The 19,896-nt window shown below is 58.1% G+C and carries 22 protein-coding genes; 3 read left to right on the forward strand and 19 right to left on the reverse strand.

Annotated elements, in window-relative coordinates; genetic code table 11:
* Positions 1 to 50 precede the first annotated feature (50 nt).
* The 6 genes from erpA to rplM form a co-directional block, all read right to left on the reverse strand.
* Positions 51 to 401, reverse strand: a complete 351-nt coding sequence (gene erpA, locus RCH09_RS15960; protein ID WP_009666893.1) for an iron-sulfur cluster insertion protein ErpA — start codon at positions 399 to 401, stop codon at positions 51 to 53.
* A gap of 54 nt (positions 402 to 455) precedes the next feature.
* Positions 456 to 872: a bactofilin family protein gene (locus RCH09_RS15965; protein ID WP_326942124.1), complete on the reverse strand. Its 417-nt coding sequence runs from the start codon at positions 870 to 872 to the stop codon at positions 456 to 458.
* A gap of 11 nt (positions 873 to 883) precedes the next feature.
* Positions 884 to 1,507 carry a DUF6776 family protein gene (locus RCH09_RS15970; protein ID WP_326942125.1) on the reverse strand — a complete coding sequence of 208 codons (624 nt, stop codon included), beginning with the start codon at positions 1,505 to 1,507 and terminating at the stop codon, positions 884 to 886.
* Positions 1,508 to 1,649: 142 nt separating this feature from the next.
* Entirely contained in the window at positions 1,650 to 2,693 is a 1,044-nt protein-coding gene (gene argC, locus RCH09_RS15975) for an N-acetyl-gamma-glutamyl-phosphate reductase (RefSeq protein WP_326942126.1), read from the reverse strand.
* A gap of 111 nt (positions 2,694 to 2,804) precedes the next feature.
* Entirely contained in the window at positions 2,805 to 3,197 is a 393-nt protein-coding gene (gene rpsI / locus RCH09_RS15980) for a 30S ribosomal protein S9 (RefSeq protein ID WP_326942127.1), read from the reverse strand.
* Positions 3,198 to 3,206: 9 nt separating this feature from the next.
* On the reverse strand, positions 3,207 to 3,635 hold the full coding sequence (rplM, locus tag RCH09_RS15985; RefSeq protein ID WP_326942128.1) for a 50S ribosomal protein L13: 429 nt from the start codon (positions 3,633 to 3,635) through the stop codon (positions 3,207 to 3,209).
* 261 nt (positions 3,636 to 3,896) lie between these two features.
* Between rplM and RCH09_RS15990 the strand changes: the two genes are divergently transcribed.
* A complete protein-coding gene (locus RCH09_RS15990; protein WP_326942129.1) occupies positions 3,897 to 4,322 on the forward strand; it encodes an OsmC family protein in 426 nt (141 codons plus the stop codon).
* A gap of 9 nt (positions 4,323 to 4,331) precedes the next feature.
* Here the strand turns inward: RCH09_RS15990 and coq7 are convergent, their stop codons facing one another.
* Positions 4,332 to 4,961, reverse strand: coding sequence for a 2-polyprenyl-3-methyl-6-methoxy-1,4-benzoquinone monooxygenase (gene coq7 / locus RCH09_RS15995; protein WP_326942130.1), 630 nt, complete (start codon positions 4,959 to 4,961; stop codon positions 4,332 to 4,334).
* Between the two features lie 226 nt (positions 4,962 to 5,187).
* Here coq7 and RCH09_RS16000 point away from each other — a divergent pair, with 226 nt between their 5' ends.
* Entirely contained in the window at positions 5,188 to 6,306 is a 1,119-nt protein-coding gene (locus RCH09_RS16000) for a porin (protein ID WP_326942131.1), read from the forward strand.
* Positions 6,307 to 6,391: 85 nt separating this feature from the next.
* Here the strand turns inward: RCH09_RS16000 and RCH09_RS16005 are convergent, their stop codons facing one another.
* The 11 genes from RCH09_RS16005 to RCH09_RS16055 form a co-directional block, all read right to left on the reverse strand.
* A complete protein-coding gene (locus tag RCH09_RS16005) occupies positions 6,392 to 7,192 on the reverse strand; it encodes a DUF3025 domain-containing protein (protein WP_326942132.1) in 801 nt (266 codons plus the stop codon).
* The gene (gene pyrC, locus RCH09_RS16010) at positions 7,189 to 8,235 is read right to left on the reverse strand and encodes a dihydroorotase (RefSeq protein WP_326942133.1); all 1,047 of its coding nucleotides are present in this window, start codon (positions 8,233 to 8,235) and stop codon (positions 7,189 to 7,191) included. Before pyrC ends, RCH09_RS16005 begins: the two co-directional genes overlap by 4 nt.
* Before the next feature lie 75 nt (positions 8,236 to 8,310).
* Positions 8,311 to 8,883 (reverse strand): hypothetical protein, encoded by a 573-nt coding sequence (locus RCH09_RS16015; protein WP_326942134.1) that lies wholly within the window; start codon positions 8,881 to 8,883, stop codon positions 8,311 to 8,313.
* Positions 8,884 to 8,945: 62 nt separating this feature from the next.
* Complete coding sequence (locus RCH09_RS16020; protein ID WP_326942135.1) at positions 8,946 to 9,671, reverse strand: amino acid ABC transporter ATP-binding protein; 726 nt, start codon at positions 9,669 to 9,671, stop codon at positions 8,946 to 8,948.
* A gap of 39 nt (positions 9,672 to 9,710) precedes the next feature.
* Positions 9,711 to 10,403: an amino acid ABC transporter permease gene (locus tag RCH09_RS16025; RefSeq protein WP_326942136.1), complete on the reverse strand. Its 693-nt coding sequence runs from the start codon at positions 10,401 to 10,403 to the stop codon at positions 9,711 to 9,713.
* Between the two features lie 2 nt (positions 10,404 to 10,405).
* Positions 10,406 to 11,149 carry an amino acid ABC transporter permease gene (locus RCH09_RS16030; RefSeq protein WP_326942137.1) on the reverse strand — a complete coding sequence of 248 codons (744 nt, stop codon included), beginning with the start codon at positions 11,147 to 11,149 and terminating at the stop codon, positions 10,406 to 10,408.
* 120 nt (positions 11,150 to 11,269) lie between these two features.
* Positions 11,270 to 12,214 carry a transporter substrate-binding domain-containing protein gene (locus RCH09_RS16035; protein ID WP_326942138.1) on the reverse strand — a complete coding sequence of 315 codons (945 nt, stop codon included), beginning with the start codon at positions 12,212 to 12,214 and terminating at the stop codon, positions 11,270 to 11,272.
* A 150-nt stretch (positions 12,215 to 12,364) separates the two neighbouring features.
* Positions 12,365 to 13,264, reverse strand: a complete 900-nt coding sequence (locus RCH09_RS16040; protein ID WP_326942139.1) for an amino acid ABC transporter substrate-binding protein — start codon at positions 13,262 to 13,264, stop codon at positions 12,365 to 12,367.
* 145 nt (positions 13,265 to 13,409) lie between these two features.
* A complete protein-coding gene (locus RCH09_RS16045) occupies positions 13,410 to 14,696 on the reverse strand; it encodes a Glu/Leu/Phe/Val family dehydrogenase (protein ID WP_326942140.1) in 1,287 nt (428 codons plus the stop codon).
* A 136-nt stretch (positions 14,697 to 14,832) separates the two neighbouring features.
* The gene (locus tag RCH09_RS16050) at positions 14,833 to 15,807 is read right to left on the reverse strand and encodes a LysR family transcriptional regulator (protein WP_326942141.1); all 975 of its coding nucleotides are present in this window, start codon (positions 15,805 to 15,807) and stop codon (positions 14,833 to 14,835) included.
* Positions 15,807 to 17,657 carry an ABCB family ABC transporter ATP-binding protein/permease gene (locus RCH09_RS16055; RefSeq protein ID WP_326942143.1) on the reverse strand — a complete coding sequence of 617 codons (1,851 nt, stop codon included), beginning with the start codon at positions 17,655 to 17,657 and terminating at the stop codon, positions 15,807 to 15,809. Before RCH09_RS16055 ends, RCH09_RS16050 begins: the two co-directional genes overlap by 1 nt.
* An 85-nt stretch (positions 17,658 to 17,742) precedes the next feature.
* On the opposite strand from RCH09_RS16055, the gene RCH09_RS16060 reads away from it, so the two are divergent.
* Positions 17,743 to 18,162, forward strand: a complete 420-nt coding sequence (locus tag RCH09_RS16060; RefSeq protein WP_326942144.1) for an acyl-CoA thioesterase — start codon at positions 17,743 to 17,745, stop codon at positions 18,160 to 18,162.
* Between the two features lie 3 nt (positions 18,163 to 18,165).
* Here the strand turns inward: RCH09_RS16060 and RCH09_RS16065 are convergent, their stop codons facing one another.
* On the reverse strand, positions 18,166 to 19,848 hold the full coding sequence (locus tag RCH09_RS16065) for a long-chain fatty acid--CoA ligase (RefSeq protein WP_326942145.1): 1,683 nt from the start codon (positions 19,846 to 19,848) through the stop codon (positions 18,166 to 18,168).
* Between the last annotated feature and the right edge of the window lie 48 nt (positions 19,849 to 19,896).

The following is a 19,896-nucleotide window of genomic DNA, read 5'->3' on the forward strand; positions in this document are numbered from 1 at the left end:
CCCAATAAAAAAGCGCAGATTGCTCTGCGCTTTTCATGAAGCGGGACGACTCAGGCCGAAAAGGACGAGCCGCAACCGCATGTGGTGGTGGCATTCGGGTTCTTGATAACGAACTGCGCGCCTTCAAGGTCATCCTTGTAATCGATTTCTGCGCCGACCAGATACTGGTAGCTCATCGAATCAATCAACAGCTGGACGCCATTCTTGGTCATGGTCGTATCGTCTTCGTTGGCAATTTCATCGAACGTGAAGCCGTACTGGAAACCGGAACAACCGCCGCCCTGCACGAATACGCGCAGTTTCAAATCGGGATTGCCTTCTTCCTCGATCAGCTGGGCGACTTTCATCGCGGCGCTATCGCTAAACAGAATCGGTGCTGGCATTTCGGTAACTGCATTCATTTCAGGCTCCCACTCAACTGGCTAATGTTCCGCATTATAGACTCTGGCGCAAGATCACGTAGCGACCTGCTTGACGGCCGCCGCGAGAATCGGTTGCGCCAGTTTCAGCATTGGCTCGCCGACCAAATCGTGGGTCAGCTTGCCGGAGACGACAGCGCCGCCATGCATCTCCAGCGCCTTGTAATACACATCTCCAGTTATGCGGGCTTTCGGCTGAAGTTCAAGCAGCTCACCGGAATAAACCGGACCGCGAATTTCGCCGTTGACGACCAGATGCGCAACCCGCACCTCGCCTTCGATCTTTGCCTGCTCGGAGATGACCAGCATGCTGCTTTGGCTGGTGTCGGCAATAACATTGCCTTTGACGTGGCCGTCGATCCGCAGCCCGCCCTTGAAATGCACATCGCCGACGATTGACATGGACACACCGATCAGACTGTCGATGGTGCTTTTGGACTTGCGACCAAACATGGAGGGCTCCTTTACAGGTTTGCGGACAATTGCGTGCGCATTTGGCCCTTTTCGAGGACCCGCGCCTGCACCGATTTAACCGACATGCCGTCGGGAAGCGTCAGCACACCCTCAAGACGTTGATAGTGGCGGAAGCTGAGTTTGAATTTCTCCGTATCGCCCGCTACAGCGTTGGCGGCTGGAAATAGTAACACTGTACTCCTGCCAGATTGCAACGCGGTTACCGAAAGTTGAAAGTTTCCAGAAAAATCATTTTTCCCGCGCGCCCCCTGCATCAGCAACATCCGATAGCGCAACTGGTTTGGCGCGACCATGTCCACCTTCAACCGACGAATCGCAATTTCCTGGCTGCCCGTATCGGTGGGCAACAGACTTTCGAAAAAAGCCAGGTCCTCCTTGAGCTTGGTATTTTCGGCTTCGAGTTGCTGCACCTGACTCGCCATTTGTTTCTTGGCGCTGCGCTCGATGATCAACTGGTTTTCGGCAGAATTGACGGTGGTCGAATACTGGTCGCGCTGCGCCGAAAGCTGGTCGATTTTTTCCTTGTAGGCCACCATATCGACGCTGGCCGCAGGCCGCCCCCCGGCAAACGCGCGCCCCTTATCGTAGATCCAGAGTGCGGCAACCCCGCCCACCGCAATCGCGCAGGCGATGAAAAACAGTCGCACCGGCCACGGGAAATGGCTTTCGATCGTCATGCGCGGCGACGAAATTGACATCCGCCGCAGCCACAACCGGAGCTTCACCGCAACACCGCCTGAATCAATCCGGCAACCATCAAGGCATGACCGGCACGTGCATCAAGCCAGTGCCTTCATCGAAACCGAACATGATGTTCATGCATTGCACGCCTTGGCCCGCAGCACCCTTGACGAGGTTATCCTCGACCACGAGAATCACCAGCAAATCGCCGCCGCCGGGACGATGGATCGCGATGCGCGCCATATTCGAGGCGCGTACCGAGCGGGTTTCCGGATGACTGCCGGCAGGCATCACGTCGACAAACCGTTCGTTGGCGAAGTGTTCCTCATACAGTTTCTGAAAATCCGTATCGCGTGCATGCGGCAGGATCTGCGCGTACAGGGTCGAATGAATACCGCGGATCATCGGCACCAGATGCGGCACAAATGTCAAACCGACGGTGCGCCCGGAAATGGCTTCCAGCCCCTGTACCGTTTCGGGAAGATGACGATGACCCTTGACGCCATAGGCCTTGAAATTATCACTTGCTTCAGCCATCAGGCTGCCGATTTCTGCCTTGCGGCCGGCGCCGGACACCCCCGACTTGCAATCGGCAATCAGACTGCCTTCATTGACCAGCGGCGTTGCGGTGGCCAGTAACGGACCGAAACCCAACTGCATCGAGGTCGGATAGCAACCCGGCAATCCGATCAGGCGCGCTCCGGCAATGGCTTCGCGATTGACTTCCGGCAATCCGTAGACGGCTTCTGCCAGCAACTCCGGACAGGAATGCGGCATGCCGTACCACTTTTCGAATGTCGCCGTGTCTTTCAGGCGAAAATCTGCGGCCAGATCGATGACCTTGACGCCCGCATCCAGAAGCGCCGGCGCCTGATGCATCGCGACACCATGCGGCGTCGCAAAAAACACCACATCGCATTCGTCGAGCCGGGCTTTTTCAGGCGCGGAGAAGGCGAGTGACACGGTTCCACGCAGCGATGGGAACATGTCCGCCACCGGCATGCCGTCTTCCTTGCGTGATGTGATTGCCACCAGTTCGACACCTGGATGCGGAGCCAGCAAACGCAGCAGCTCTACGCCCGTATATCCTGTGCCGCCAACGATACCTGCCTTGATCATATTTACCCCCGCAAGAACAAGCGTCATATATTAACAGCCGCACGAATGAATGGCCGGACGAAAAAAAACCACCGAAATAATTCGGTGGTTTTTGGCGGGACTGAAAGCGGATTAACGCTTCGAGAACTGCTTTGCGCGACGTGCTTTGCGCAGACCAACTTTTTTACGCTCGACTTCACGGGCATCGCGGGTAACGAAACCGGCCTTGGCCAGTTCCGGTTTCAGCGTTGCATCGTAGTCGATCAGCGCACGGGTGATACCGTGGCGAACTGCACCAGCCTGGCCGGATTCGCCGCCGCCGTTGACGTTGACCATGATGTCGAAGGTACCGACATTGTTGGTCAGCTCAAGTGGCTGGCGAATGACCATCAGGCCGGTTTCGCGTGAAAAATATTCATTGGCTGGCTTGCCATTGACGATGATTTGACCCGAACCGGTTTTGATGAAGACGCGAGCAACTGCACTCTTGCGACGGCCGGTTCCGTAATTGTAAATACCGATCATGTCGATTCCTTAGAGTTCGAGTACTTTAGGTTGCTGCGCGGAGTGTGGATGCGTATTTTCTGCATACACCTTGAGCTTCGTGATCATCGCGTAGCCGAGCGGACCTTTAGGCAACATGCCCTTGACGGCCTTTTCGAGCGCGCGACCAGGAAAACGCTGCTGCATCTTCAGGAAGTTGGTTTCATAGATACCGCCCGGATAACCGGAATGGCGGTAGTACGTGCGGTCAGTCGCCTTGTTACCGGTGACGCGCAGTTTGCCTGCATTGATGACGATGATGAAATCACCCGTATCTACGTGCGGGGTGAATTCAGGTTTGTGTTTGCCGCGCAATCGGAGTGCCACTTCGCTGGCAACACGTCCGAGGACTTTGTCCGTCGCGTCAATCACGAACCATTCGCGCTTTACCTCGTGGGCTTTAGCGGAAAAAGTTTTCATGATGACTTCCTAACTAGATTGATTCGCTCAAATTTTGGTGGTTCCACGCGCTGGTTTGCGCAGACTCGTCCTTGTTATCTCTTCCTGAGCAAAAGGAAAGACCCGAGAGTGTATCCCGGCAAACCGGGCCGGGTCAATTGAAAACTCGCCCTGCCGCAAGTAACGCCTGCCTGCATGGCGCAAACTATGGTTAAAATTCATGCCGCAACCTCGGATCGCCCCACCAACAGGGGTTGCGCAACCAACTGGAGCAAATCGACAATGGAATGTACCGTACGCTGGACCGGCCTGTCCGGAATGAGCTTTTTGGCAGAAACCGGCTCTGGCCATCTTGTCACGATGGATGGTGCACCGGATGGCGGGGGCCGCAACCTGGCGCCGCGCCCGATGGAAATCGTTCTGGCCGGCACCGGCGGCTGCACCGCGTACGACGTGGTTCTGATCCTGCGAAAAAGTGGTCAGGATATCCGCGGCTGCGAAGTCACGCTTAAGGCTGAACGCGCCGAAAAAGACCCGAAGGTATTCACCAAGCTGCACTTTCACTTCATCGTGACTGGCGCGAACCTGAAACCGAATCTGGTCGAACGCGCCATCAAGCTGTCACATGAAAAGTACTGCTCTGCGTCGATCATGCTGGAAAAGACGGCAGAGATGTCCCACACGTTCGAGATCATTGAACAGGCCTGAGCCGCAAAGCTACACGTAATAAGCCGTGCCCGTCATCACTTTGCCCATCAGGTGCATCGCCATGCGCACCGGCGCGGGCACCTCGACGGCCCCCAGCGACTGCGCCGCAGCCCCGTGCTGCGCCTCGTCGTCACGCATCTGCCGCACGATGGTGCGCGACTTCTGGTCCGGCTCGGGCAGGCTGTCCAAATGATGTTCCAGATGGGCCTCGACCTGGCGTTCGGTTTCCACGACGAAGCCCAGGCTCCGGGCATCGCCGGCCTGCGCCGCCATCACGCCCAGCGCATACGCGCCGGCAAACCAGAGGGGATTGAGCAGGCTGGTATGGGAACCCAATTGCGCAATCCGCTCGGCGGTCCAGGCAAGATGATCCTCTTCTTCCTGCGCGGCCTGCCGGAACTGCACGGACAGTGCGTCACTGCGGGCAAACCGCATTTGCGCCTGATACAAACCCTGCGCGCAAATCTCGCCTACGTGATTTACGCGCATCAAACCGGCACTGTGCCGTCGTTGCGATTCCGACAATTCCGAATCGGCAACCGCTTGTGCAGGGCTTGGCCTCGAAGCGGTCGCGACGCCCGCAATTGCACGTAAAGCGCCGTCAAAAGCATCGATCCAGCCATCAACTCGATTAGTCATTATTTAGCCTTCTTGCAAGTTTAAAAGTCCCCTGTTGCGACAATGCCACAGATAAAACGCCATATTCCCGAACGTGCCAAATTTACTTTGCCCTCAAGACCGAACTTTGTTGAAATGCATGTCAGCTTCTTTTTACGTAGAAGTGACACGTAGCGCTTAAACGCGACGTTTTGCAGCTGTAATCAAAACAATAATTCTTAGTACGACAAACTCTTGGAGATTATTAATGAAAAAATCGCTTCTCGCACTCGCCGTCCTTAGTGCAATCGCTGGCTCGGCTTCGGCACAGAGCTCCGTGACAATGTACGGTATCGTTGACGTCGGCGTTGTTCGCGAAACTGGCAATCCTGCCGGTTCGGTCACGAAACTGACCAGTGGCGTCACCGCCGGCTCCCGTCTGGGATTCCGCGGCGTTGAAGATCTGGGTGGCGGTCTGGCTGCGTTGTTCACCCTCGAAACTGGTATCAACGTCGACACCGGCGGTAGTGCACAACAAGCATCGACTGCCAATCCAAACGGCAACGTGTTTGCCCGTCAAACGTTTGTCGGCCTCAAAGGCAACGGCGGTACGCTGACAGCCGGCCGTCAATACAATCCTTATTTCCGTACCGTGTTCGCAGCCGATCCTTTCGGTACTGGCGGCGAAGGTAACACAGGTAACATTCTGGCATTTACCGGCTCGAACGGTCGCAGCGCCAACAGCCTGCAATACATCTCGCCAACCTTCGCTGGTTTCAGCGGTGAAGCAATGTACGCCTTTGGCGAAACCGCTGGCAACACCCAAACCGGTCGCGTCATGATCGGTGCTGTACAGTACCTGAATGGTCCACTGCTGGTGCGCGTTGCTGCTCACCACCAGAATCAACCTGCCGATGCCAATGTCAACAAGGCCCCAGCGAAAAACAACATCATCATCGCATCGTATGACTTCGGCGTTGTCAAACTGTCTGGTCTTTATGCAACCTTCAAGAGCGGCGCTGCGCTGGTTCCTGGTAACGTCGCAGTTGGTTTCAATGCATCGCGTCTGATGCCGTTCAATCCTACGTTCGTGCCATCGGCTACGACCGACACCAAGGATTGGCTGATTGGCGCCACGGTCCCGGTTGGATCAGGCAACATTCAGTTCTCGTACATCAAGCGCGACGATCGCACTGTGTCGAACCAAGATGCAACCCAGACCGCAATTGGTTACGAGTACAACCTGTCCAAGCGTACCGCTCTGTACACGCAGTTCTCACGCATCAAGAACAATAACGGTGGTTCCTACACAGTCGGCAATGCCGGCGACATCACTGCCGGTTCGGGTGACAAAGGCTACACCGTCGGCGTTCGTCACACATTCTGATGTTCCGGTCGCCGCCCGTGCGGTGATCAGATCCACATAATGCAAAAAAGGCACCTTAGGGTGCCTTTTTTTATGGCCGGGACAGTTACAGCGACGCGCGCTTTTGGCGAAATACGGCCTGGTCGGCATAAAACCCGGCATCCTGTCCTGCCTGCCAGCCAGGAATGCCCAGCACCGGCAATGGCGTGAAATCACGGGTGCGCAGGCGGGCATCAAGTTGTCGTGCGATCGCGCCATCGAGATGGGCGGCTTGCGCGTCGTCGTCCATGCCGAAATAGGCATCATCGACCGCCACCAACCAGGCGTGCGCGGTGATCGCCTTGTAGGGTGCAACCAGCTTTTCCATCAGTGCGTGGCCGAAAAGGCCGACCTGCCAGCAGGTTGCGAATCCATCGCGCCGGTCCACCATGACGGCGGTCCAGTCATGCGCGCGCAGAAGTGCAAACAGTTCGGTGTCGCGGGCGACCACGATGGCCGCATTTTCGTCGAAAATCGTCAAGGCATCGCGCAGCGGCGAACGGTGCGCGGCGTCAGGCAGCCCGCTGCCAATATCGATCGCCTGCAGCGCATTGAGGCGTGCTTTGATGCGCGGAAAACGCAACCAGACCAAAGCGTTAAAAAAATCGTGCAGATTGGCGCGGGTGGGGACCTGCCCGGTCGCGCTGATAAAGGCTTCGTAGCCAATTTGTTCCGGCAGCGCATCCTGCCCGACAAAAGTGATCGGCATGCCAAGGTGATTTTTCAGACCTGCTTGCAGCGCGCGTGCATTCATCACGGAGCGCCAATCGCATCCCGCGTCACACAAGTTCTCACCGGCCGGACGCAACGGCGCCAGCCAAGGTTGCGTCCAGTCGATCTGCGCCCGGAAATCGGCGCCGCAGGTCACGCCATTTTCCACGGGATCGATTCGCCGGCATTCAGCGGCACCAGGGTCTCGCCGTCTGCGGGCAGCTCGGCGGGCATGGTCCACGCCTGACGACGCAATGTCAGCGTGCCGGAATTGCGCGGTAGCTGATAAAAATCCGGGCCATTGAAACTGGCGAATTGCTCCAGCTGCCCTAATGCATCGACGGCATCAAATGCCTGCGCATACAGCTCCATTGCGTGCCGGGCGGTATAGCATCCGGCGCAGCCGCACGCCTGTTCTTTCGCACCGCGCAGATGCGGAGCCGAATCGGTGCCCAGAAAGAATCGGTCACTGCCGGATGTGGCGGCCTGAACCAGCGCCTGCCGATGCGACTCGCGCTTGAGCACGGGCAGGCAGTAGTAATGGGGCCGCACGCCCCCCTTGAAAATTTCGTTGCGGTTGTACAACAAATGATGCGCGGTGATGGTCGCAGCGATTGGCCCGCCGGACTGGCTGACATACGCCGCAGCGTCGCTGGTGGTGATGTGCTCGAAGACAATTTTCAGCTCGGGCATTGCCCGCCGCAATGGCATCAGCACCCGCTCGATGAACACCGCCTCGCGGTCGAACAGATCGATTGCCGGATCAGTGACTTCGCCGTGCAGCAACAGCGGCATGCCAAGCTCCTGCATCACTTCGAGGGTCCTGGTGCAATGGGCCAGATCGCTGACCCCGGCGGCCGAATTGGTGGTCGCGCCGGCCGGATACAGCTTGATGCCGTGCACGAAGCCGCTGTCGCGCGCGCGTCGGATTTCATCGGGCGCGGTGTTGTCGGTCAGGTAAAGCGTCATGAGCGGCTCGAACTGCAGGCCGTCGGGCACGGCCGCCAGAATGCGCTGGCGATAGGCCGCCGCCTGGCTGGTCAGGGTTACAGGCGGCTTCAGGTTGGGCATGACGATGGCGCGCGCAAACTGGCGCGCGCTGTCGGGCAGAACCGCAGCCAGCATCGCACCGTCGCGCAGGTGCAGATGCCAGTCGTCCGGTCGGGTGATCGTGATGCTGTCAGGGCGGGAATTTGGCATGGGATGTCTTCAAAAAGGCGTCCCGCATTTTACCTGTTGCGCCACCGCTGCCGGGCGTCCCGATCGAAGGCGACGTTAGATATCCTTCAGAACCAGGGACTTCGCGACATCGAACTGTTGTTGCGTCATCATGCCGCGATCCCGCACGCTCTTGAGGACATCGAGCGTTTCATACGCCTCGCGCACTTCCTTGCTGTCGCGCTTGCGAAAACCCTTTTCGACCACGCCGTAACGGGGGTTCTCGGCGCCTGGCTCGGCGACACCCATATTGACATTGAGGAGCCCCGGATATTCATAGGCGGCACCGCGGTTGTGATCAATCACTGCACCGATGACGCCACCGAAAATGATATTGCCGTACATTGCAAGCTTGGTATCCGACACAACCGATGCGCTGCCTGCTGCGTACATGTTTTTCCGGCACGTGACCAACAGGTTGTCATTGGACCGGAGAATGTTGACGGTGCCTGGCGATGTGACGGTCCAACGCCCCTTGCTATTGGACATCACGCACCGCGCGCCAGACATATCCACCGCATCCTGGGTCTGGGTTTTGACTGAAACGATCTGATCCGTAGAGCCGATAATGGAGGCACATCCGGAACACAGCTGTAACGCTACTACGAGGCTTGCTGTTTTGATTTTCATTATAGGAAGTCTTAATTTAGTAGGGTCTGGCCGATCAGACAACCTTTCTTTTTAGAACTATATCAGTGAATGATCTTCGCGAGGAAATCCCGTGCACGATCCGAGCGTGGTGTACCAAAAAACTCATCTTTTGTGCAGTCTTCCACGATCAATCCCTGATCCATGAAAATGACCCGGTTGGCAACCTTCTTGGCAAAGCCCATCTCGTGCGTGACCACCATCATGGTCATGCCTTCGTTGGCCAGACCGACCATCACATCGAGCACTTCATTGATCATCTCCGGATCGAGCGCGGAGGTCGGCTCGTCGAACAGCATGGCAATCGGGTCCATCGACAGCGCGCGCGCGATCGCCACGCGTTGCTGCTGGCCGCCGGACAACTGGCCGGGGAACTTGTCCTGCTGCGCGATCAGGCCGACGCGATCCAGATATTTCAGGCCCTTGGCGTTGGCTTCGTCGACGCTGCGCCCGAGCACCTTGATCTGGCCGATGGTCAGGTTCTCGCGGATCGACAGATGCGGAAACAGTTCGAAATTCTGAAACACCATGCCGATGCGGGCACGCAGTTTTGACAAGTTGGTCTTGGGATCGCCGACGGAAATGCCATCGACCATGATCTTGCCGCTCTGGAACGGCTCAAGGCCGTTGACCGTTTTGATCAGCGTCGATTTGCCTGAACCGGATGGACCGCACACCACCACCACATCGCCCTTGGCGACCTTGGTGCTGCAATTGGTGAGTACCTGAAAGGTGCCGTAATGCTTGCTGACGTCGATTAGTTCAATCATCTGAATCTCCTGAATCCTTGGATTTTTATAAAGTATGCATCAGCGAATGATGGCGACCCGGTGCTGCAGTTTCCTGACCAGCAGCGACAAGCCGAAACACATCACGAAATACACTACTGCCACGAACGAATACATTTCAATCAGGCGCCCGTCGCGCTGGGCGACCTTGGATGCAGCGCCAACGAAATCGGTGATCGACAGCACGTAGACCAGCGAGACATCCTGAAACAGCACGATGGTTTGGGTCAGCAGCACCGGGATCATGTTGCGGAAGGCTTGCGGCAACACGACGGTGCCCATGGTTTGCCAGTAATTCATGCCCAGCGCGTAACCGGCGTTGACCTGCCCGCGTGGAATGGACTGGATGCCGGCACGCATGATTTCGCAGTAGTAGGCCGCTTCGAACAGAATGAACGTGATCAGCGACGAGGAGAATGCCCCGACCTTGATTGGCTCGGATGCGCCGATGATCCAGGCGCCGATATATGGCACCAGAAAATAGAACCAGAAAATCACCAGCACCAGAGGCATCGACCGGATCAGGTTGACGTAACTGGTCGCGGTCAGCGACAACACCTTGAACTTCGACAAGCGCAGCATCGCCAGCAGCGTGCCGAGCACGATGCCGCCGGCCATGGCAAATGCGGTCAGTTCCAGCGTGAAGGTCATGCCGGTCTGGAACAGATAGACCCATGAGCGGTCGATCACGTCCCAATCAAAATTGCTACCCATGATCAGTGCCCTCCCGACGCAGAGGTGATGAAGCCAGGAACGGCAACTTTCTTTTCCAGCAGTCGCATCAGGTTGACAATGATGACATTGACGGCGATGTAGATCAGCGTGGCGGCCGTAAAGGCCTCAAAGACCTGGAACGAAAATTCCTGCATCGAGCGCGCCCGTGCGGTCAGTTCCATCAGGCCGATGGTCAAGGCCACCGAGCTGTTCTTGATGATGTTCAGGAATTCACTGGTCAATGGCGGCAACACAATCCGGAAGGCCATTGGCAACAGGATGTAGCGATAGGTCTGCGGCAGTGTCAGGCCCAGTGCGGTACCGGCCAGCTTCTGGCCGCGCGGCAAGGCCTGGATCCCGGCCGAGACTTGTACTGCGACGCGCGACGAGGTGAAAAATCCGAGGCAGATCACCGCTGTTATGAATGGTGCGTTCGGCAATGCCTTGAGCCAGGCGCCAAGCGAGGCTGGCACCAGTTCGGGCATCACGAAGTACCAGAGGAACATTTGCACCAGCAGCGGGATGTTGCGAAACAGCTCGACATAACCGTTGGCCAGACGCACGGCCCAGCGATTCGGCATGGTGCGGATGGTGCCGATGACCGCACCAATGACCAGCGCCATGACCCACGCCGTCAAGGCGGTCGCCATGGTCCACATCAACCCCGACAACAGGGTATCCATGTAGGTGCCCAGCCCCTCGGGGGACGGCTCCCAGAATATGCGCCAGTTCCAGTTGTAATTCATTGCGGCCTCTTCTTTGTCTCGTGATGATGGTGCTGGCGTCGATCGCTGCCATACACTTGGTCAGAAATACAAAACGGGAGGCAGAACGCCCCCCGTTTTTCTTGCCCGAGCGGCAAGCGCTTATTTCTTTTTCGACGACGCTTTTTGCGCTTCCGGCACTGTCGCATACGCGGCAGGGTCACCCGAATCCGTTGGCTTGGCGATCACGGCCTTGAGCTGGTCGCTCATTGGGATATTCAGGTTGATGCCTTTTGGCGGGATCGGCGATTGAAACCATTTTGCATAGATGCGGTTGATTTCACCCGACTTGAACAGGTTCGTGACTGCGGTGTCGACCGCTTTCTTGAACGCTGGATCTTCGCGGCGCATCATGATGCCGTACGGCTCGATCGACAATGCTTCGGTCGTGATGCTATAGTCGGCCGGCGATTTCGAACTTGCCGCCAGCGATGCCAGCAGGATGTCATCCATGCCGAAGGCAACGGCACGACCGGTCTCGACGATCAGGAACGCTTCGGCGTGATCCTTGGCCGTCATCACGTTCATGCCCAGATTCTGCTCGGCATTGAGTGTGACCAGCTGCTTCAGGTTCGAGGTGCCCGAGGTCGATACAATCGTTTTGCCCTTCATGTCCGCCAGCGTCTTGATGTTGGAGGATTTCTTGGACAGCAGACGATTGGCGGTGACGAATGTCGTTGGCGCAAACGCGACCTGCTTTTGACGCTCCAGATTGTTGGTCGTGGAACCGCACTCGAGATCAACGGTGCCATTGGCCATCAGGGGAATACGGGTAGCGGAGGTGACCGGATTTAGCTTGACGTTCAGTGCCGTCATGCCCAGTTCCTTTTGAATCGAGGTGACGATCTTGAGACAGATGTCGATCGAATAGCCTTGATACGATTGCTTGTCATCGAGGTAGGAAAACGGGATGGATGAATCGCGTACGCCAAGCGTAATCTGACCGCTGTCCTTGATCTTTTTCAAGGTGCCGGTTTCCTGCGCTTGTGCTGCGGATGCGATCAGGCCTGATCCGATCAGGACGGCAACCATGGAAGCTAATTTCATAACATCTCCTGAGGGGGTAAATTTACTGTCTAAGTGTACCAAAACATCAAGGGGAAATAATTGGATTTCCCATTTAACACCATGCGTTCCGCAGCTTAGCCAATTCGCCGCGTGCCACGCAGTCTCGGATACTACGTAGCCGGATCGCCATCAGTCGGCAACCTTGTCTGTCGGGAACCGCAACATGTCACGCAGCAGGTAGCTCATTGACATGTTCATGTTGATGCTCTTGGGCGGAATCGGGCTGCGAAACCACTTGTCGTACAGCTTTTCCAGTTCGCCATCGTTAATCAGGCGGCCCATTTCGCGGTCGACCAGCGCCTTGAAGGCCGGATCGTCATTGCGCATCATCATTGCGTACGGCTCGGCCGACAGCCGGTCGCCCAGCACCGAGAACGCGCCGGGGTCCTTGGCATTGGCACGCAAGCCATATAACAGCACATCATCCATCGGAAAGGCCTTGGCTTCGCCGCGCTCCACCATGGCGAATGAATCGCTGTGGTCCTTGCCTTCTTTTAAATTCAGATTCAACGCCCGCACCTTGTCGCGATCACCCAGCAGCTTGACGGTGGTGGTGCCCTTGGTGGTGACCACGACCTGATCCTTCAGGTCGGACCAGTTCTTGATGCCGGAATCGGTGCGCACCAACATGCGCGCGGCCGCGACGAAATGCGGGATGGTAAACGCGACCTGCTTGCGCCGCTCGGCGTTGTTGGTGGTCGAGCCGCATTCGAGATCGGCCTTGCCGTCGACAATGGCGGGGATACGGGTGGTTGGTGTAACGGCGAGATAGACAACATTCAGCTGCTGCAGCTTCAATTCGCGCCGGATGCCGTCGACGATCCGGTTGCACAGATCGATGGAATAGCCGATCGGCCGCTTGTTTTCATCCAGATAGGAAAACGGCACCGAGGCTTCCCGGTGCGCGATGGTGATGCTGTGGGTGTCGCGAATGCGCGCCAGCGTATCGACTGCGAGCGCCTGCGCCGCCAATCCGCACAGCAGTACTGCAACAGTTCCGCGCGCCAGGGCGCGTGTCAGTGTATTCATGGTTGTCTTCTCCAATACCTACAGTTGAATCATGCAAGATCCGGGCCGCACATAACTCACTGCGCCGGTACATTGTCGGCGATTTTTATTGACATCTGGCAATAGACGTCAAATTTATTGCACTACGGTATTTTTGCAACACCCATCACGGATACAGCCCGCGCATCTCGCGCGCTTCCAGCACCCGCGTGCAACCGATGATGAAGGCTGCGGTGCGCAGCGAAACCTGCTTGTCGACGCTGATTTGCCAGACGGCGGCAAAGGCCTCGCGCATGATGCGGGTCAGGCGCGAATTGATTTCATCCTCGGTCCAGAAAAAACTGGAGAAATCCTGCACCCACTCAAAATAGCTGACCGTCACGCCGCCGGCATTGGCGATCACGTCAGGCACCACCAGGACGCCGCGCTCACTGAGGATATCGTCGGCCTCGGTGGTAGTCGGTCCGTTGGCGCCCTCAAGAATGATGCTGGCGCGGATTTGGCCCGCGTTGGCCGCGGTGATTTGCTGTTCCAGCGCAGCCGGCACCAAAATGTCGCAGTCGATGGCCCAGAATCGGGCGCGATCTGACACTTCATCCGCACCGGGGAAGCCGGCAACGCTGCCGTGTTCAGTGACATGCGCCTGCAAGGCCACCACGTCGAGACCGCTGTCGCACACGACTGTCGTCACATGATCCTGTACCGCGACGATGCGTGCGCCCGCCTCGGCAAACAGCCTTGCCGTGATGCCGCCGACATTGCCGAAACCCTGCACGGCAATGCGCGCACCCGGAATCGACAGGCCGCGCTTGTGCGCCGCCTCACAGCCGACCACAAACACGCCGCGACCGGTGGCATCGTGCCGTCCGAGGCTGCCGCCGAGCGAAATCGGCTTGCCGGTTACCACTCCGGAGGCGGTGCTGCCCTGATTCATCGAATAGGTATCCATCATCCACGCCATGGTCTGTTCGTTGGTGTTGACGTCCGGCGCAGGAATGTCCTTGTTTGGCCCGATGATGATGTTGATTTCGCTGGTGTAGCGCCGCGTCATGCGTTGCAGTTCGCCCTGTGACAGCGTGCGCGGATCGACCCGGATACCACCTTTGGCGCCGCCGTACGGCACGTTGACTGCCGCGTTCTTGACCGTCATCCAGGCTGACAGCGCCATGACTTCCGAGAGCGTCACGTCCTGGTGAAAACGCACCCCACCCTTGCCCGGACCGCGCGAGGTATTGTGCTGGACCCGATAACCTTCGAAATGGGCAATGCTGCCATCGTCACGCTCGATCGGTACGTCGACCACCAGAATGCGCTTGGGCCGCTTGAGGGTTTCGACCCAGCGCGCCAGCTTGCCGAGATGCGGCGTGACACGGTCGACCTGTTCGAGATACACGGCCCAGGGGCCGACCTCGCGCTGGGTGAGATACGAGGGAATCTGGTGCGGGCTATTCATGGATTGGCAAGCAGGGGCAGACCTGCAGAAACGAAGAAGTTCTGCATCCTAGATTAACCGCCCGCCGGCAAGCCAATGCTTTGTCGGCATGTATGTATGCACAGAATGCATAGTTATACGAGGAACCGGACGCGCCTCAGCGCACAGGAATTCTGGCAGCGCGTTTTTTGCGCAAGGGTTGCTGGCGCAGCGCGTCGCGCTTGAGCAGGTAGTCCCACAGCCGCCCCACCAGTGGCTTGCCGGGCCGCTGCGCGGTCGGTTGCTCGCGATAGAGCCGGATTTCCATGGTGACCTGCCAGTCCGGCTGGTTGCCGTCGGCGCGGGCCAGTTGCTTTTGCTTCACCTCGCGACCCACCGACGATTCAGGTAAAAACACGATGCCGCGCCCTTCCAGCGCCATCATTTTCAAGCCTTCCGCCATGTCGGTTTCGTAGCACTTTTGCAAATGCAGCGATGCCTGGGCGTCGGCCAGAATGAGTTCCACCATGCGTCCGAGATAGGCATTGGCGGTGTAGGACAAAAACGGCAGCGGTGCATGCGCCGTACCCGGCAAGACGAAATCCGGCACGCCGGCGCGATCGCAACGGGCATACGGGCGCAGCACTTCCGTGCCCATCACCAGCATGTCGTAGCGGGCCGGATCGAGCTGCACCGGCTGGCGCGGATGGTGATAACACAGCAGCAGATCGCAACCGCCTTCGACCAGGGTCATGACGGCATCGTGCACGTTCAGTGCCAGCAAACGGGTGTTGATCTTGCCGAAATCGGCCTCGAGCAGCGACATCCATTTCGGCATGTAGGTCAGCGACAGCGTGTGCGGCACGGCGAAGTCGACCGTGGTTTGCGCCGCCGGCCGATTGCCGCGCAGAAGTGCGCGCGCATTGTTGATCTGGCCGATCATTTCCATCGCCTGCTCGTAAAAAATCTCGCCGGCCGGAGTCAGCCGGGTCGGATACGAAGTGCGGTCGATCAGGTCGGTGCCGAGCCATGCCTCGAGCGACTGGATGCGGCGCGAAAAGGCCGGCTGGGTCACGTGCCGCAGCTCGGCCGAGCGACTGAAGCTGCGGGTTTCGGCCAGCGACAGGAAATCTTCCAGCCACTTGGTATCCATCAGCCGTGCGCCACGATCGGGCTGGCGTCGGCGGCCGGTTCGCCAGCATCGATGCGGGCCTGCTGGCGTTGCCACATTTGGGCATAGGCGCCATCGGCGGCCAGCAGATTCAGGTGCGTGCCGCGCTCGACAATGCGGCCATGATCGAGCACCAGAATCTGCGCCGCATCGGCAATCGTCGACAGCCGATGGGCAATCACCAGCGTCGTGCGATTTCTGGCGATCTCCTTGAGTTGCGACTGGATCGCCTGTTCGGCTTTCGAATCGAGTGCCGAGGTGGCTTCGTCGAAGATCAGCAGTGCCGGATTCTTCAGCACCGCCCGCGCGATGGCGACACGCTGCTTCTCGCCGCCGGACAGTTTCAGGCCGCGCTCGCCGACCATGGTGGCATAGCCATCCGGCAGTGTCTCGATGAAGTCGTGGATGTAGGCGGTGCGTGCGGCAGCGATCACGTCGTCCTTGCTGGCGCCGGTGTTTCCGTAGGCGATGTTGTATTCGATGGTGTCATTGAACAGCACGGTGTCTTGCGGCACGATGCCGATGGCCTGGCGCAGCGAGGCTTGCGAAACTTCACGCACGTCCTGGCCGTCGATCAGAATGGCGCCGTCATTGACATCGTAGAAGCGGAACAACAGCCGCGACAAGGTCGATTTGCCGGAACCGCTGTGGCCGACCACGGCGGTGGTGGTGCCGGGGGCAATCGTGAAATCGACATCGAACAGAATTTGCCGGTTGCTTTCGTAGCTGAAATTCACCTTGTCGAAGCGGATCTCGGCGCCAGTGGTCTGCAAGGGCCTGGCGTCGGGCACATCGGCGACTTCACGATGCTGGTCGAGCAGCAGGAACAGCCGCTCCATGTCGGCCAGGCTCTGCTTGATTTCACGATAAATCACGCCCAGGAAATTGAGCGGAATGTACAGCTGGATCATGAAGGCATTGACCAGCACCAGATCGCCGAGCGTCATTTTCCCGTCGATCACGCCCTGGGTCGCACGCCACAGGATCAGCGTGACGGCGATGGCAATGATCATCGATTGGCCGGTGTTGAGCATCGACAGCGACGACTGCGACTTGACGGCGGCGTCCTCGTAGCGGCGCAGGCCATCGTCGTAGCGGTGCGCTTCGTAATCCTCATTGCCGAAATACTTAACGGTCTCGTAATTGATCAGCGAGTCGATCGCCTTGGTGCTGGCTTTGGAATCGAGCTCGTTCATGGTGCGGCGGAAGTGCGTGCGCCACTCGGTCACGGTGATCGTGAACGTAATGTAGGTGAGCAGTGCGCAGACCGTGATGACCGAGAACCAGACGTCGTAATGCAGCGCCAGATAACCGATCACCAGCGTGATTTCGACCAGTGTCGGCAGAATGCTGAACAGGGTGTACGACACCAGCGACGAGATGCCGCGGGTGCCCCGTTCGATATCGCGCGTCATGCCGCCGGTCTGGCGGTTCAGATGAAAGCGCAGCGACAACGAGTGCAAATGGCGGAACACCTTCAAGGCGATGGTGCGCACCGCGCGTTGGGTAACCCGCGCGAAAACGAATTCACGCAGCTCGGTAAACAGCGTGGTCGACAGGCGCAAGGCACCATACGCAGCCAGCAGTCCCAGCGGTAGCACCAGCATCGCCTGCGGATGGGCCGGCGTGATCGTCATCCGGTCAACCAGCGCCTTCAGGATCAGCGGCACACCCACGTTGGTCAGCTTGGCGCCGATCAGGAAGGCCAGCGCCAGCAGCATGCGCCACTTGTAGGTGAGCAAATACGGAAACAGGGTTTTCAGGGTGGCCCAGTCGTTGCGCGTGCCCTGGTTGGCAGCGGCTTCGACAGGAACGGACGGACGATTGCGCATGGGGGGATCAAATCAGAATGGTTTATGCTTCGGGCAAGACGGTTCGACGAACCTCTCCCGATTGTAGCGGTTAAAGGAATAATGAATGACGAACACGTATCTTGAAATCCTGCCCGCCGGCCTGCCGGACGGCAAAATGCCGCAACTGCGCGTCATGCCGATGCCTGCCGACGCCAACATGCACGGCGACGTGTTTGGCGGCTGGATCATGGCACAGGTTGATATTGCGGGTTCGTTGCCGGCAGTGCGGCGCGCCAATGGCCGCGTCGCGACCATTGCGGTGAACTCGTTCGTGTTCAAGCACCCGGTATTCGTGGGTGACCTGCTGTCGTTCTATGCCGATATTGTGAAGGTGGGCAATACCTCGATCACGGTGAACGTCGAGGTGTTTGCCGAGCGCAACCGGTTGCAGGTCGAGGTCGTCAAGGTGACTGAAGCCACCCTGACCTACGTCGCCACCGGCGACGACCGCAAGCCGCGCCAGTTGCCGCCGCTGGCGATTTAAGCTTTACGCGGCCTGCCGTTCGTCGCGCAGCTGGCGACGCAGGATCTTGCCGACATTCGTCTTCGGCAATTCGGTGCGGAACTCGATGTATTTCGGCCGCTTGTAGCCGGTGAACTGCTCCTTGCAGTATTCCTTGAGCTCTTCGACCGTCAGCGATGGATCACGGCGCACCACGAACAGCTTGACCGCCTCGCCGGAATTGTCATCCGGCACACCGACGCAGGCGCATTCGAGCACGCCCGGATGTTCGGCCACCACACCCTCGATTTCGTTCGGATAGACATTGAAACCCGAGACCAGGATCATGTCTTTCTTGCGATCGACGATCTTGGTAAAGCCACGTTCGTCCATGATGCCGATGTCACCGGATTTGAAGAAGCCGTCTGCCGTCATGACCTTGGCAGTCTCGTCGGGCCGGTTCCAGTAGCCGGCCATGACTTGCGGCCCGCGGATCGCGATTTCGCCGGTTTCACCGATTGGCAGAACGTTGCCGTCATCATCCAGGATTTCGATCTCGGTCGATGGCACCGGCAGCCCGATCGAGCCGGTGAAGCTGGTCGAGTCAGACGGATTGCAGGTCGCCACCGGCGAGGTTTCGGACAAGCCGTAGCCTTCGATAATCGGGCAGCCGGTCACCTTGAACCACTTGTCGGCCACGGCCTTTTGCACGGCCATGCCACCACCGTTGCAGATCTTCAGCATCGAGAAATCCAGTGCGGCGAAGTCCGGATTGTTGAGCAACCCGTTGTACAGGGTATTTACTGCCGGCAGCATGTTGATCTGGTACTTGCGGAGCTCCTTGATAAAGCCGGGAATATCGCGCGGGTTCGGAATCAGGATGTTCATGGCGCCCAGGCGCGTGCCCATCAGGCAGCACGAGGTCAACGCAAAGATGTGATACAGCGGCAGCGCACAAACAAACACCATCGACTCGACAGTTGGCGGTGTCAGCAGCGCCGGTTGCGCCCAGGCTTCGCTTTGCAGTACGTTGGCGATTACATTGCGGTGCGTCAGCGTCGCGCCTTTCGACACGCCGGTGGTGCCGCCGGTGTACTGCAGAAATGCAACATCATCGTGGCCCAGTTCGATCGTCTTGAGCGCCATGCCCGCCCCTTCGGACAGCACACGCTTGAACGGCACGGCATTCGGCAAGGAAAACGCCGGTACCATTTTCTTGACGTTGCGCACCACGAAATTGACAATCGCGCCCTTCAGGCCGCCGAGCATGTCACCCATGCTGGTGACGATGACGTGTTTGACGCTGGTCTTGGACAGCACATGCTCCAGCGTGGTGGCGAAATTTTCGAGAATGATGATGGCTTCGGCGCCGGAGTCATTCAACTGGTGTTCCAGTTCGCGCGGGGTGTAGAGCGGATTAACGTTGACCACGGTATAGCCAGCACGCAGGACGGCGGCAATCGCCACCGGGTATTGCAGCACGTTGGGCATCATGATCGCCACCCGTGCGCCTTTTTTCAGGCCCTTGCTTTGCAGCCAGGCGCCGAGCTTGACCGACAGCGCATCGACTTCGCCGTAGGTCAGGAATTTGTCCATGCACACGTAGGCATTGCGGGCGGCGTATTTGCGAAAGGCTTCTTCGAGCAAATGGACCAGTGAGCGGTACTGCGTGTAATCGATTTCCGCGGGGACGTTTTTCGGGTATGACTTCAGCCAGTACTTATCCATTCTTTGCACCTGTCTCTGTTTGTTATAGGTTTAAAAACGTGCACGCTC

The sequence above is a fragment of the Actimicrobium sp. GrIS 1.19 genome, from assembly GCF_035984655.1.
Taxonomy (GTDB): domain Bacteria; phylum Pseudomonadota; class Gammaproteobacteria; order Burkholderiales; family Burkholderiaceae_D; genus Actimicrobium.

Coding starts and splice junctions, on each gene's coding strand:
- erpA (WP_009666893.1), bottom strand. CDS start 401: ATGAATGCAGTTACCGAAATGCCAGCACCGATTCTGTTTAGCGATAGC.
- RCH09_RS15965 (WP_326942124.1), bottom strand. CDS start 872: ATGTTTGGTCGCAAGTCCAAAAGCACCATCGACAGTCTGATCGGTGTG.
- argC (WP_326942126.1), bottom strand. CDS start 2,693: ATGATCAAGGCAGGTATCGTTGGCGGCACAGGATATACGGGCGTAGAG.
- rpsI (WP_326942127.1), bottom strand. CDS start 3,197: ATGATCGGTATTTACAATTACGGAACCGGCCGTCGCAAGAGTGCAGTT.
- rplM (WP_326942128.1), bottom strand. CDS start 3,635: ATGAAAACTTTTTCCGCTAAAGCCCACGAGGTAAAGCGCGAATGGTTC.
- RCH09_RS15990 (WP_326942129.1), top strand. CDS start 3,897: ATGGAATGTACCGTACGCTGGACCGGCCTGTCCGGAATGAGCTTTTTG.
- coq7 (WP_326942130.1), bottom strand. CDS start 4,961: ATGACTAATCGAGTTGATGGCTGGATCGATGCTTTTGACGGCGCTTTA.
- RCH09_RS16000 (WP_326942131.1), top strand. CDS start 5,188: ATGAAAAAATCGCTTCTCGCACTCGCCGTCCTTAGTGCAATCGCTGGC.
- pyrC (WP_326942133.1), bottom strand. CDS start 8,235: ATGCCAAATTCCCGCCCTGACAGCATCACGATCACCCGACCGGACGAC.
- RCH09_RS16015 (WP_326942134.1), bottom strand. CDS start 8,883: ATGAAAATCAAAACAGCAAGCCTCGTAGTAGCGTTACAGCTGTGTTCC.
- RCH09_RS16020 (WP_326942135.1), bottom strand. CDS start 9,671: ATGATTGAACTAATCGACGTCAGCAAGCATTACGGCACCTTTCAGGTA.
- RCH09_RS16025 (WP_326942136.1), bottom strand. CDS start 10,403: ATGGGTAGCAATTTTGATTGGGACGTGATCGACCGCTCATGGGTCTAT.
- RCH09_RS16030 (WP_326942137.1), bottom strand. CDS start 11,149: ATGAATTACAACTGGAACTGGCGCATATTCTGGGAGCCGTCCCCCGAG.
- RCH09_RS16035 (WP_326942138.1), bottom strand. CDS start 12,214: ATGAAATTAGCTTCCATGGTTGCCGTCCTGATCGGATCAGGCCTGATC.
- RCH09_RS16040 (WP_326942139.1), bottom strand. CDS start 13,264: ATGAATACACTGACACGCGCCCTGGCGCGCGGAACTGTTGCAGTACTG.
- RCH09_RS16045 (WP_326942140.1), bottom strand. CDS start 14,696: ATGAATAGCCCGCACCAGATTCCCTCGTATCTCACCCAGCGCGAGGTC.
- RCH09_RS16050 (WP_326942141.1), bottom strand. CDS start 15,807: ATGGATACCAAGTGGCTGGAAGATTTCCTGTCGCTGGCCGAAACCCGC.
- RCH09_RS16055 (WP_326942143.1), bottom strand. CDS start 17,657: ATGCGCAATCGTCCGTCCGTTCCTGTCGAAGCCGCTGCCAACCAGGGC.
- RCH09_RS16060 (WP_326942144.1), top strand. CDS start 17,743: ATGACGAACACGTATCTTGAAATCCTGCCCGCCGGCCTGCCGGACGGC.
- RCH09_RS16065 (WP_326942145.1), bottom strand. CDS start 19,848: ATGGATAAGTACTGGCTGAAGTCATACCCGAAAAACGTCCCCGCGGAA.